The sequence below is a fragment of the Porphyrobacter sp. THAI-01a genome (genome assembly GCF_056868655.1).
Genome location: NZ_CP180579.1, coordinates 2,942,277 through 2,954,774, shown reverse-complemented (window position 1 = coordinate 2,954,774; position 12,498 = coordinate 2,942,277). Strand labels below are relative to the sequence as shown.

Genomic DNA, 12,498 nt, shown 5'->3' with positions numbered 1-12,498 from the left:
TCACATCCCGCGCGGCACGGCCACCTTGCGGCAGGTCATCGGCGCCATCCGGCCCACGGTCCAGATCGCCTCGTCGCCCTTGTTCCAGAACTGGTGCGTCGGGCTCATGTATTTCGCGCCCGAGGCGGAGCGGTCTGCGGGAATGGTGACGGGAGCGTTGTCGTTCATCTGCACCATCACCCGGTCGCCATCGAGCGTGTCGACCTTCAGCCGCGTGCCGTTGCCGCAGTCGAAATAGCTGCTCGCGCCCGGCCCGCCGACGCTCTGGGTGCAGCCCGCCAGCGCCAGGGCCCCGATCGTGCAGAGGATAACCTGTCTCATGTGCCTCTCTCCCTCCGTTTGGAGCGGAGGGTATGGCCGGAGCATGGCGTTTTTGTGGCTGCTAGGCCTGGCCCTTCCTCGCATCGAGCCAGCGCGCCGCCTGCACTCCGAAAGTGATCAGGAACGGCACCATCACGAGGCTGAGGAACACCTTGGCCAGCACCTGCCCGATCATCAGGTCGGTGATGTCGAATTCGCCGTAGAAGGCGAGCGTGATGAAGATCACCGAATCGACGGCCTGGCTGAGCGCCGAGGCGACCGCGCCCCGAACCATCAGCCCGATCGTGCTCTCGCCGCTGCCGCTCCCGCGCAGGCGGTCGAAAATCCAGATGTTGAGCAGCAGCGAGGTGATGTAGCTCGCCGGTCCCGCCATCCACACGCGCCAGGTCGACTGGTGCACGCGCTCGAAGGCGGCGAGATCCTCGGGGCGGAAGGCGAGCATCTCGGAGGAGGCGGGCAGGGCCAGTACCAGCTGCATCAGCACCGCCGATAATCCCAGCGGCAGGAAGCCCCACCACACGATCCGCTTGGCCGCCTCGCGCCCGTAGAGCTGCGACAGCGTGCTCGAGATCACCACCAGCAGCAGGAAGGGGAAGATGCCGCTCTCCACGGCAAGGTCCGTCGGCCAAAGCTGCACCTGCTTGAAGGCGAGCACCCCTGCCAGCACCGTCATCCCGCCGTAGAGCAGCGTGAAGACGAACATGCCGAGGGGCATCGCGATGCCCGAAGGTGCGGTGGCGGCAAAGGGGGCGGCGGCCGGAACGGCGGGTGCGGGCGTATCCATCGCGCCAAGTGCTAGCCAGCGCGCCGCGAAAAGAAAAGCGGCGGCGCCCTGCCTGTCACCGCACTTTGCCCACCGCTTCGCGCTGCCGTCCGCCGCATCGCCGCTTGCAAGTCACCGCGCAAACTGCCACGCCAAGCCGGTGCGTGCCGGAGCCGGGCTGCGGCACGTGAGGGGTCGACACGCTTTTCCAGCCAGAACAAGGGCCATTCGCTGCCGTGAACGAGAGTATCACGTCCATCCTGCTGAGCCTTGCCGGCGTGCTCGCCATCCTCGCCATCGCATTTGCGCTGTCCTCGGCGCGGCGGCAGATCAACCTGAGAGTGGTGGGCTCGGCATTCGGGCTGCAGGCGCTGACCGCGCTCGTCGTGCTGCGCACCGATGCCGGCGTCGCGGTGATCGGGGGGCTGTCGCAGGGCGTGATCGCGCTGCTCGATTTCTCCAAAATCGGCATCACCTCGGTGTTCGGGCCGATGGAGAACAACCCCTTCGCCAACACCTTCGTGATCGCCGCGCTGCCTGTGATCGTGTTCTTCGCCGCGATCGTCTCGATCCTTTACCATCTCGGGATCATGCAGCGGCTGGTGCGCTGGGTCGGCGGGGCGATCGGCTGGATCACCGGGATCAGCAAGGTCGAGGCGCTGGGTGCCGCGGCCAACATCTTCGTCGGCCAGTCGGAAAGCCCGCTGGTGGTGCGCCCCTATCTCGCGGCGCTCAGCCCGGCGGGCCTGTTCACGCTGATGAGCGTCGGCATGGCCGGTGTGGCGGGCACGATCCTTGCCGCCTATGCGAGCTTCATCGGCGAGGAGGCGGTGCCCTTCCTGCTCGCGGCCGCCTTCATGTCGGCGCCCGGCGGCATCCTCATGGCCAAGATCATGATGCCCGACGTCACCGGACCGGGCGGGCGCGACCCCGCCGTGGGCGCTGCCGCCGTCGCCCGGGCGCGGGGCCGCAACAAGGCGCTGACCGAGGCCACCCGCGTGGTGATGTATGACGAGAACGGGCAGGAGGTCGAACTCCCGCAGGCCCGCATCAGCGCGGTCGGCCCCGCCTCGATCCTCGAAGGCGGCGCCAAGGCCGACGAGGTGAGCGCGGCGGAGACCTTCGAGGAAGGCCAGCGCCCCGCCAACATCATCGAGGCGGCTGCGCAAGGCACCCAGACCGGCGTCAAGCTCGCGGTCGCGGTGGGCGCGATGGTGATGGTGTTCGTCGCCCTCGTCGCGCTCGCCAACGGGATGCTGGCCGGGATCGGCACCGGCATCGTCAACCTCGCCGCCGGCGCAGGCAGCCCGCTTTCGCCCGAGGCCGCAGCGTGGCTCGAGGGGGTCAGCTTCCAGAAGCTGCTCGGCTACATCTTCGCGCCGGTGATGTTCCTGATCGGCATTTCCGACTGGCAGCAGGCGCAGATCGCGGGCGGGCTGTTCGGCACCAAGATCGTCCTCAACGAATTCGTCGCCTTCATCGATCTGGGCGCGATGGGGCCGGGCGCACTGACCGCACGCAGCCGCGCGATCATCACCTTCGCGCTGTGCGGCTTTGCCAATTTCTCCTCGATCGCGATCCAGATGGCGGTGACCGGAGGGCTTGCCCCCAACCAGCGCCCGGTGATCGCGAAGCTCGGATTGAAGGCGCTCGCCGCCGGGAGCCTCGCCAATCTGATGAGCGCCGCGCTCGCGAGCCTGTTCCTGCCATACTGACCGGTGCCCTGCCCCCTTGGCAGGGGCTCCCCGGCAGGTGTAAGGCGCCCGGCATGACCAATATCGCCCCCGGCATCGCCTCCGTCAGCCTCGCCCAGCCGCTCGAAACCATCGCCGACGAGCTCGGCCGCAGCTTTTCCGAATACGGCTTTGCCGTGGTGCGCGATCACGGGATCCCGCAGGAACTGATCGACGAGGCGGAAGCCGTCTCGAAGGCGTTCTTCGCCCTGCCCGACGCCGCCAAGCGCGCCTACCGGATCGAGGGCGGCGGCGGGGCGCGGGGCTACACCCCCTTCGGCACCGAAAAGGCCAAGGACGCCGAGGTCTTCGACCTCAAGGAATTCTGGCACGTCGGCCGCGATCTGCCGGAGGGCCACCCGCTCGCGGAATTCATGGCCCCCAACATCTGGCCCGCCGAGGTCGAGGGCTTCCGCGAGACCATGAGCGCGCTGTTCGCCGCGTTCGAGACCGCAGGGGCCCGCGTGCTCGAGGCGATCGCCCTGCACCTCGGACGCCCGCGCGACTTCTTCGCGGCGAGCGTCGAGGATGGCAATTCGGTGATGCGCCTGCTGCACTACCCGCCGCTCGGCGAAGGCGCGCCCGAAGGGGCGATCCGCGCTGCCGCGCATGGCGACATCAACACCATCACCCTGCTGCTCGGCGCCGAGGAGGCCGGGCTCGAATTACTGACCCGGCAGGGCGAATGGCTGCCGATTCCGGCGGTGAAGGGCGCGCTGGTCATCAATGTCGGCGACATGCTCGAACGCCAGACCGCCGGCCGGCTGCGCTCGACCACGCACCGGGTGGTGAACCCGCGCGGCGAGGCGGCGAAGCGTTCGCGCTATTCGATGCCGTTCTTCCTGCATTTCCGGCCCGACTTCCTGATCGAGCCGCTGCCCGAGTGCATCGATCCGGACGCCGCGACTCCGCCGCCCGCGCCGATCACGGCGCATGATTTCCTGATGCAGCGCCTGCGCGAGATCAATCTCGCCTGACATCGCACGCGAAGCACGCTTCGTCGGTCCGTCCCTGAATTGGGCGCGGCGTTGCTGCGATGCAACACCACTTCGCGCAACCCCCTGACTCAGGGGGCTTTTTCGGCGCGCGGGCGGGGCGTTTCCGCAAAATCGACGGCCTGACGCGAAGAGAGTCTTGAAACTGTCACAGAACCGTCGCTTTTCCGCAAGCCAGCGGGCCTAGGGCTGCCCGGCATCGACCTCTCCAAATCACGATTTCCACTTCGCAAACAGGGGCCTCAATCATGAAGCTTAAGTATCTCCTTGCCGCGAGCATCGTCAGCCTCGCTGCGACGACCACGATCGCTACGCCGGCTTTCGCGCAGGAAACCACTTCGTCGGTTCGCGGTAACGTGACCGACCAGAGCGGCGCGCCGATCGCCGGTGCGACCGTCACCGTGACCCACGTTCCCTCGGGCACGACCTCGACCCAGACCACCGACGCGAGCGGCGGCTTCAACGCGGCCGGCCTGCGTCTCGGCGGCCCCTTCAACGTCACCGTGACCGCCGACGGCTTCGAGACCGTCGAGCAGGAAATCGGCTTCCTCGCCGCCGGCCAGGCCCAGCGCCTCAGCGTCGCGCTGGTCGAGCAGGGCCAGGCGATCGTCGTCTCGGGCGCGCGCCAGACCTCGTCGATCAAGCTCGCCACCGGCGCCGCCACCGTGCTGAGCGCCCGCGACATCCTCGGCGTCGCCAACATCAACCGCGACATCCGCAACCTCGCCGCGCGCAACCCGCTCGTCAACCTCGACGCGACCAACAACGGCGCGATCAGCATCGCGGGCGCCAACAACCGCTACAACCGCTTCACCATCGATGGCGTGGCCTTCGGCGACCCCTTCGGCCTCGAAGCCGGCGGCCTCGTTTCGGCCCGCGGCCCGGTGCCGCTTGACGCGATCGGCGAATTCGCCGTCGAAATCGCGCCGGTCGACATCCAGCAGGGCTTCTTCCAGGGCGGCGCGATCAACGCGCAGCTCAAGTCGGGCGGCAACCGCTTCACCTTCCTCGGCGGCGCCTACTACCAGGACGACAGTCTGCGTGGCGACCGCGCGCGCGAGCTGACCCGCGTCGGCGCCTTCGAATCGCAGATCTACACCGCCCAGGTCACCGGCCCGATCATCAAGGACAAGCTGTTCTTCGCGGTCACTTACGAGCGCACCCGCGATACCGTTCCGGCGGACGTGGCGCCCTCGCAGCTCGGCATCACCGATGCCCAGCTCACCCAGATCAACGACATCGCGCGCAACACCTACCAGTTCGACACGCTGGGCGTTGCCAATGACATCGTCGAGAGCGACGACAAGCTCGTCACCAAGCTCGACTGGAACGTGGCCGACGGCCACCGCCTGAGCGCGACCTACATCTGGAACGAGAGCGCGCTGCTCGCCGGCCAGACCGGCATCGGCCAGATCAACGCCAACAACCCGACCTTCAACCTGCTGTCGAACAACTACACGCAGGGCGCGAAGAACCACTTCGGGATGATCCAGTCGAACAACCAGTGGTCGGACAACTTCTCGACCATGCTGCGCGTGTCCTATGCCGACTACGTGCGCCTGCAGGTGCCGATCGGCGGCAACCGCGACTTCGGCCAGTTCCAGGTCTGCCTTGCCGACAACCCCTCGGCGCCGCCGCTGGTCTGCCCGGCCGGGACCCGTCGTCTCCAGTTCGGCCCTGACATCAGCCGTCAGGCCAACGAGCTCGACAGCCAGAGCCTGAACATCGAATTCGCCGCGACGCTCAACCTCAACAACCACACCGTCAAGGTGATCGCCGAGCGCCGTACGCAGGACATCCGCAACCTCTTCGCCCAGCGCGTTTCGGGTGCGTGGTACTTCGACGGGGTCAGCGACCTGCAGGCCCGCCGCGCCAACGAAGTCGACATCGCCGTGCCGCTGCGCGGCGGCATCGACACCGTGACCGCGGACTTCGAGAACAACTCGTGGACCTTCGGGATCATGGACACGATCGACGTGACCGACACCCTGACCGTGGTGGCCGGCGTGCGTTACGACCTGTTCGACACGCCCGACCGTCCCTTCGCCAACGACGCCTTCCTCGGCCGCTTCGGCTTCTCGAACACCGCCACGCTCAACGGGCGTGACCTGTTCCAGCCGCGCTTCGGCATCAACTGGCAGCCGACCGACCGCCTGACGGTGCGCGGTTCGGCCGGGATCTTCGGCGGCGGTAACCCCAACGTCTGGATCTCGAACAACTACTCGAACCCCGGCCCGACGATCGGCCGCGTGCAGGTCCGCCGCGTGCCCGGCGCCACCCCCGCGCAGGACACCTTCACCGTTTCGGGCGTCACCGGCTTGTCGGCGGCGCAGCAGAACGCGATCGGCGCCGCCACGCTCAACAACGTCTCGGGCGGCACCGGCATTCCGCAGGCGCTGGTCGATGCGATCCGCACCACCGGCACCGCTGCCTCGCCGACCAATGCGCTCGATCCGAACTTCGAAGTGCTCTCGCAGTGGCGCTTCTCGGGCTCGGTCGACTACGAGGCCGATCTCGGCTTCCTCGGCGATGGCTGGACCTTCGGTGCGGACGTCGTCTATTCGAAGGTGCGTGACGCGCTGGAGTGGACCGACCTGCGCTCGGTGCCCAACGGCACCCTGCCCGACGGCCGTACCCGCTACAACGTGCTCCCCGGCCAGGGCACCACGGTGAACACCGACGTCCTGCTGACCAACACCGATTTCGGTGACAGCTGGAACATCGTCGGCCGCTTCGACAAGCGCTTCGACAGCGGGTTCTTCCTCAACGGCGCCTACACCTATGGCGACGTGCAGGACCAGAACCCGGGTACCTCGTCGGTGGCGTTCTCGAACTACCAGAACACCGCCGTGCTCGATCCGAACTTCGCCGCGCAGGGCATCTCGAACTACCAGCGCGACCACCAGTTCCGACTGGTGGCGGGCTATGACAACGAGCTGTTCGGCGACAACATCACCCGCGTCGAGTTCTTCTACAACGTGCGTTCGGGCCAGCGTTACAGCTACACCTTCGCCGATCAGGCTGCCGGTAGCGCCCGGTCGACCGTGCTCGGTGTGACCGGCCGCAACGAGCGTGGCCTGCTCTACGTGCCGAACGTGAGCAGCCCGACCGCCGATTCGCGCGTGCTCTACGCCTCCAACTTCGACTTCGCCGGCTTCCAGCAGTTCGTGCTGAATTCGGAACTGGCGGACTTCCAGGGCCAGATTGCGCCGAAGAACATCGCCAAGACCCCGTGGGTGCACAAGCTCGACCTGTCGGTGCGCCAGCAGGTTCCGCTGCCGCTCGGCGGCAAGATGGAACTGTCGATGGAAATGGAGAACGTCCTCAACTTCATCGACAAGGACTGGGGTACGATCCGTCAGGTCGGCTTCCCCTACACCGCGCCGATCGTGAACGTGCGCTGCCTGACCACCCCGGGCAACGCCGCGAGCGTCGCCACGGTGGCCCAGCCCTGCGCCCAGTACCTCTACGAGAACCGTTCGGGCACGACCTTCCGTGCGCCGGTCGAGGCGACCAACATCAACGGGTCGCTGTGGGGCGTGCGCTTCGGGGTGCGCGTGCTGTTCTGATCGCATCGCGCGAGCGAACCACTTCGAAGGGCGGCCCGGCAACGGGCCGCCCTTTTACTTTGGCAAGTGGGGCGGCTGACCTGCCGGATCAGGAACGGGCCATGCGCGCCGTGCCGGCCGCTGCCGAGCGGTCGGCCTCGGCCAGCAGCGCGGTGGCCAGCGCGGCGCAGGTCGCGGCGTCGGCGCCGCCCATCAGGGCCCGCTCGAGTGCGCCCGCGGCCTCGCCCAGCGCGGCCTCGCCGAACATCGCTGCCGTGCCCGCCAGCTTGTGGAGCAGCCGGGCGAGGTCTTCGGCCCGATCCTGCGACGCCTCCGGCCCCGAGGGCGCAGCGCCGCCGAGCCTGCCCGCGGCCAGCTCCGCCCGCACCGCCGCCAGCGCATCCGCCCGCCGCGCCTCCCACCGCGCCACCAGCCGCGGCGATCGCGCGAGGGCCGAGACACGCTCCGCCCGGCCGAGGGGAATGCGCGCGATGGGCGCATCGCTGCCGGCGCTCTCGACGATCCGCGTCGGCAGCCAGCGTTGCAGGGCGCGGGCGAGCTCGGCGAAGACCACCGGCTTGGCGAGGTGCCCCTGCATCCCCGCTGCCCGCGCCGCGGCGACATCCTCGGGAAAGGCATTGGCGGTGAGCGCGATCACCGGCAGCAGCCCGGGCCCGATCCCCTCGTCGCGGATCGCGCGGGTCGCGGCGAGCCCGTCGCAGCCGGGCATCTGCACATCCATCAACACCAGATCATAGGGCCGCCCGCGCATGACCTGATCGATAACCATCGCGATCGCCTCGTTGCCGTCATGCGCCAAGTCGACTTCCTGACCGCAGCGTTCGAGCATCTCGCCGATCAGCTCGCGGTTGATGTCGTGATCCTCGGCGAGGAGAATGCGCGACGGCACGAGCGCCGCGGCAGGCAGGTCGGCGGCCGCTAGCGGGGCGGGCAGGGCCGTATCGGGCGCGGGCGGGGCGAGGGTCGCGGGCAGCACCAGGGTGAAGCGCGAGCCTTCGCCGGGCACGCTCTCCACCTCGATCCGGCCGCCCAGCAGCGCGGCCAGCTGGCGGCTGATCGAGAGGCCCAGACCCGTCCCCCCGAACCGCCGCGCGGTGCTCGCCTCGCCTTGCGTGAAGGGATGAAAGATCGTCTCGAGTTGGCGCGGGCTGATTCCGATGCCGCTGTCGGCGACGGTGATCCGGACCTCCTGGCGACACAGGCGGTAGCCGACCCGGATGTGCCCTGCCTCGGTGAACTTCACCGCGTTGCCCATCAGGTTGAGCAGGATCTGCCGCAGCCGTAACCCGTCGGTCAGCACCCAGGGCGGGCGTTCCTCGCTGTAGCGGCAGGCGGATTCCTCGCCGTGATCGCAGGCCACCTCGAGCGTCAGCCCTTTCCGGCTCGCCGCAGGGCGATGGAGCGCGGCGCATTCGGTGATGCTGGCGTGGAGGTTGACCGGCGCCCGGTCGATCGCGAATTGCCCGCTCTCGATCTTGCTGAGGTCGAGCACATCGTTGAGCAGCATCATCATCGACCGGCCCGACTGCACGATCAGCTCGGCAAAGCGTCGCTGGTCGGCCGCCAGCTCGCCCTGGAGCATCAGCTCGGCGAAGCCCAGCACGCCGTTCATCGGGGTGCGGATCTCGTGGCTCATGTTGGCGAGGAATTCGGACTTCGCGCGCGCCGCGTTCTCGGCATGGCGGCGGGCGCGGGTTAGCAGCAGTTCGAGCTCGACCCTCTCGGTGACGTCGCGGGCCGCCACCACCACGCCCTCGCGCGCGCCGGTCAGCGGATCGTGGAACACCGCGCAGTCGGCCTCGAGGAAGACCGGCGAGCCGTCGGGCGCGTCGGCGAAGCGGCGATAGGTCACGCGCTCGTGCACGCTGGTCCCGTCGAGCAGCCGCTCCAGCGCCTGCACCGTGCGGTCATGGGCATCGGGGTGCAGGCGCGCGGTGAGATGCTTGCCGATATAGGTCTCTGGCGGGACCCCCATGACCGTGTGCACGGAGGGAGAGGCATAGGTGCACACGCCCGACAGGTCGAAGCGCAGGATCGCGTCGGTGATGTTGTCGGCGAGCAGATCGACCTCGCGCTTGCCCGCAGCGAGTCGCGCCACCATCCGGTCGCGCCCGGTGAGGATCGCTGCGACCGGCAGGCCGGTGAGGAAATTGGCAGCGATGAAGGCCTGCAGCAGGTGGAGCTGCGCGATGCCCCCGCCGCTCGCCGCCGCGATCGGGCCCTCGCCCGCGAAGGTCATCGCCCCGGCCACCACCGCCACCCCGCCGACGTTGAGCGCGCTGCCGAGACTGCCCAGCCGGAAGGCGTGAAGCAGGGTGATCGGCTGGATCAGGAACATCAGCGGATAGAGTGTCTGGTCGAACACCAGATAGGCGCTGACCATGCCGCCGCCGAGCAGGGCGACCGCTTCCGGCAGGCGGGCCGGCGCCGGGGGGAGGCGGCCGCGCAGCCGGTCCACCAGCAGCAGCGCGGCGGGCACGATCAGCACCATCGCCATGCTGTCGGTGAGGAGCCACGTCACCGCGCCCGCGCGCAGCTGTTCGAGGCTCGTGCCCATCACCGGCAGCGCCACCAGCGCCGAGAGCACCGGCCCCACCATCCCGCCCGCCCACACGAATCGGGCGAGATCGCCGAGGCGGGTCATGTCGGGCGGCGCCCGGCCCGGCACGCGCGCAAGCGCCAGCACCGCCACGATCTCGACCATGTTGGCGATCGAGAAGACCAGTGCGACGGCGTCCGGCAGCTTCACCACCGCATTGGCTGCAAGGCTCGCGGCGAAGCAGGCGGCGAGAAAGGGCACCTCGCAGCGCAGCCCGGCGCGCAGCAGCACCGCGACGGCGCAGGCATTGGCGAGCCAGATCGGGCTGACGGTCTCGCCTGCGCGCGAAAGCATGAGGCTGAGACAGGCAAGCGCGAGATAGCCCGCCCCGCCGACCAGCGCCGCGACGAGGCTGCGCCGGTCGGGCGGCCCGGCCGCGATTCCGGCGAGCGCCAGCGCCTTTCCGAGAAGGGCAAAGGGCGCTCCCGCCCCCCGCGCGCGGGGGCGCGCGGCAGGCACCGGTGCCTCGCAGGCGACACCCATGCCGGCATCCGGCGGATCGCTGCCGCCGTGCCTTTCGTGATTCCCTGCGCGCCCGATCGCTGCGCTCCATCGCCAATTGCCGGAGTGTTGCTATAGTCGGCCCGAGCGGATTGCAGGGACAACTGCATCCGGAATGGAGGAAACGGACAGGCAGGCGCGCGGCGATGGCGACACAACAACCCTTCGGCGCCCGGCGCAAGCGGCTCAGCTGGCCGCTGATCGCCGGCATCGTCCTGCTGCACATTGCCGCGCTCTACGGCCTCGCGCGCGCGCTTGCGCCCGACATCACCGCCGCGGTCGAGCGCGAGGTGGTCTCGGCCTTCAGCATCGCCACGCCGCCGCCGCCCCCGCCGCCGCCGCCCCCGCCGGAAAATCGCCCCGAACCGGATGAAGGCGCACAGGGCGCCCCCGGGCGCGAGGCGGTGGCGAAGCCCGTGACTGCCCAGCCGCCCAGGGTGCGGGTCAGGAAAGACGAGCCGCTACCCCGCGCCGCCTCGACCGGCACCGCGAACCGCTCGGGCGCGGCGGCGGAAGGCGAGGGCACGGGCGCGGCAGGCACGGGGCTCGGCACCGGCAGCGGCAATTCCGGCAGCGGGCGCGGCGGGGTGGCGGTATCCAAGCCCGTCCACATCTCCGGCAGCATCGACAATGCCCGCGACTTTCCGGTGCCTCCCGGCGGGCGCGAGGCGCGGCGCGGCACGCAGGTCATCGTGCGCGTGACCGTGGGCACGGATGGCCGCGCGCGCGATTGCAGCATCTACCGCCCCAGCCCCGATCCCGAGGCTGACCGCATCACCTGCCGCCTCGTCGAGAGTCGCCTCGGCTTCCGCCCGGCGCGCGATGCCGCCGGCAATCCGGTCGCCGCGCCCTTTTACTGGCGACAGCAGTGGTTCTGATGCGATAGGTGGCGGAATAATTCCGCCCAGTGCTACGTTTCGTCCAAACTTGCTGATAGGGCCGGACCAGACGAGGGGCATTCGCGTGACTGCAATCCATCCTGTGATCCTTTGCGGCGGCGGCGGCACGCGGCTTTGGCCCGTGAGCCGCAAGGCGCGGCCCAAGCCGTTCCTGCCGCTGCTGGGCGAGGAGACCCTGTTCGAACAGGCGGTGCGCCGGGTCGCCGGAGACGATCGCTTCGCCCCGCCGGTCGTGGTCGCGGGTGCGGACCATGCCGATCTGATCGAAGCGCAGCTCGGACCGGGTTCCGGCGCGCGGCTGGTGATCGAGCCGGCGGCGAAGAACACCGCGCCCGCCATCGCGCTCGCCGCCGCGCTGCTGCCGGGCGACGCGGTGATGCTCGTCTGCCCGAGCGACCACCACATCGCCGACAGCGACGCCTTCCGCGCCGCAGCCCTCGCCGCGGCGGCCCTCGCGCGGGAGGATCATCTCGTGAGCTTCGGCATTGCCGCGGACCGGCCCGAGACCGGCTACGGCTACCTGCGCCGCGGCACGCCGCTTGCCGGGGGCTATGCGATCCGCGAATTCGTCGAGAAGCCCGACCGGGCGCGGGCGGAGGCCTATCTCGCGAGCGGCGAATACAGCTGGAACGGCGGGATCTTCGCCTTCCGCGCCGGGCACCTGCTGGCGGAACTCGCCGCGTATCGCCCCGAGATGGCGCGGCTGGTGTCCGATGCGGTGGCGGGCGGCCGGTGGGAGGGCGCGCGCTTCCATCCCGCGCCAGCGCCCTTCGCCGCGATCACGGGCGATTCGATCGACTATGCCGTCATGGAGAACACCGCCCGCGCGGCGATGGTCCCGGCCGATATGGGCTGGTCCGACATTGGCAACTGGGCCGCGCTCGCCGACGCGCTGGCAGGCGAGGCCGACGGGCAGGGCAATGTCGTGCGCGGGGCGGTCGACCTTGCGGGCTGCCGCGATGTCTTCGCCACCACCGATGGGCCGCGCATCTCGGCGGTCGGGCTCGAGGGGGTGTGCATCGTCGTCTCGGGCGGCGAGGTGCTCGTCACCACCCGCGACGGCGCGCAAGGCGTGGGCAAGCTGCCCGGGGCGGCAAACCAGTGACGGCCCGCCGGCT

8 protein-coding genes are annotated in these 12,498 nt (G+C 69.5%); 5 read left to right on the top strand and 3 right to left on the bottom strand.

Annotated features, from left to right (window positions below; all coding sequences use genetic code 11):
• Complete coding sequence (locus ACMX37_RS14195; RefSeq protein WP_483146551.1) at positions 1 to 321, bottom strand: MliC family protein; 321 nt, start codon at positions 319 to 321, stop codon at positions 1 to 3.
• A 61-nt stretch (positions 322 to 382) separates the two neighbouring features.
• Positions 383 to 1,105, bottom strand: coding sequence for a queuosine precursor transporter (locus ACMX37_RS14190; protein ID WP_483146550.1), 723 nt, complete (start codon positions 1,103 to 1,105; stop codon positions 383 to 385).
• 215 nt (positions 1,106 to 1,320) lie between these two features.
• Here ACMX37_RS14190 and ACMX37_RS14185 point away from each other — a divergent pair, with 215 nt between their 5' ends.
• From ACMX37_RS14185 to ACMX37_RS14175, 3 genes are all read left to right on the top strand, one after another.
• Positions 1,321 to 2,799 carry a NupC/NupG family nucleoside CNT transporter gene (locus ACMX37_RS14185; protein WP_483146549.1) on the top strand — a complete coding sequence of 493 codons (1,479 nt, stop codon included), beginning with the start codon at positions 1,321 to 1,323 and terminating at the stop codon, positions 2,797 to 2,799.
• A gap of 53 nt (positions 2,800 to 2,852) precedes the next feature.
• Positions 2,853 to 3,794 carry an isopenicillin N synthase family dioxygenase gene (locus ACMX37_RS14180; protein ID WP_483146548.1) on the top strand — a complete coding sequence of 314 codons (942 nt, stop codon included), beginning with the start codon at positions 2,853 to 2,855 and terminating at the stop codon, positions 3,792 to 3,794.
• A gap of 266 nt (positions 3,795 to 4,060) precedes the next feature.
• Positions 4,061 to 7,381, top strand: a complete 3,321-nt coding sequence (locus ACMX37_RS14175; protein WP_483146547.1) for an outer membrane beta-barrel protein — start codon at positions 4,061 to 4,063, stop codon at positions 7,379 to 7,381.
• Between the two features lie 88 nt (positions 7,382 to 7,469).
• Here ACMX37_RS14175 and ACMX37_RS14170 read toward each other — a convergent pair whose 3' ends face one another.
• Complete coding sequence (locus ACMX37_RS14170; protein ID WP_483146546.1) at positions 7,470 to 10,463, bottom strand: ATP-binding protein; 2,994 nt, start codon at positions 10,461 to 10,463, stop codon at positions 7,470 to 7,472.
• A gap of 164 nt (positions 10,464 to 10,627) precedes the next feature.
• Here ACMX37_RS14170 and ACMX37_RS14165 point away from each other — a divergent pair, with 164 nt between their 5' ends.
• Together ACMX37_RS14165 and ACMX37_RS14160 are read left to right on the top strand one after the other, a co-directional pair.
• Positions 10,628 to 11,359: an energy transducer TonB gene (locus tag ACMX37_RS14165; protein ID WP_483146545.1), complete on the top strand. Its 732-nt coding sequence runs from the start codon at positions 10,628 to 10,630 to the stop codon at positions 11,357 to 11,359.
• Between the two features lie 85 nt (positions 11,360 to 11,444).
• Entirely contained in the window at positions 11,445 to 12,485 is a 1,041-nt protein-coding gene (locus ACMX37_RS14160; RefSeq protein WP_483146544.1) for a mannose-1-phosphate guanylyltransferase, read from the top strand.
• Positions 12,486 to 12,498: the final 13 nt, after the last annotated feature.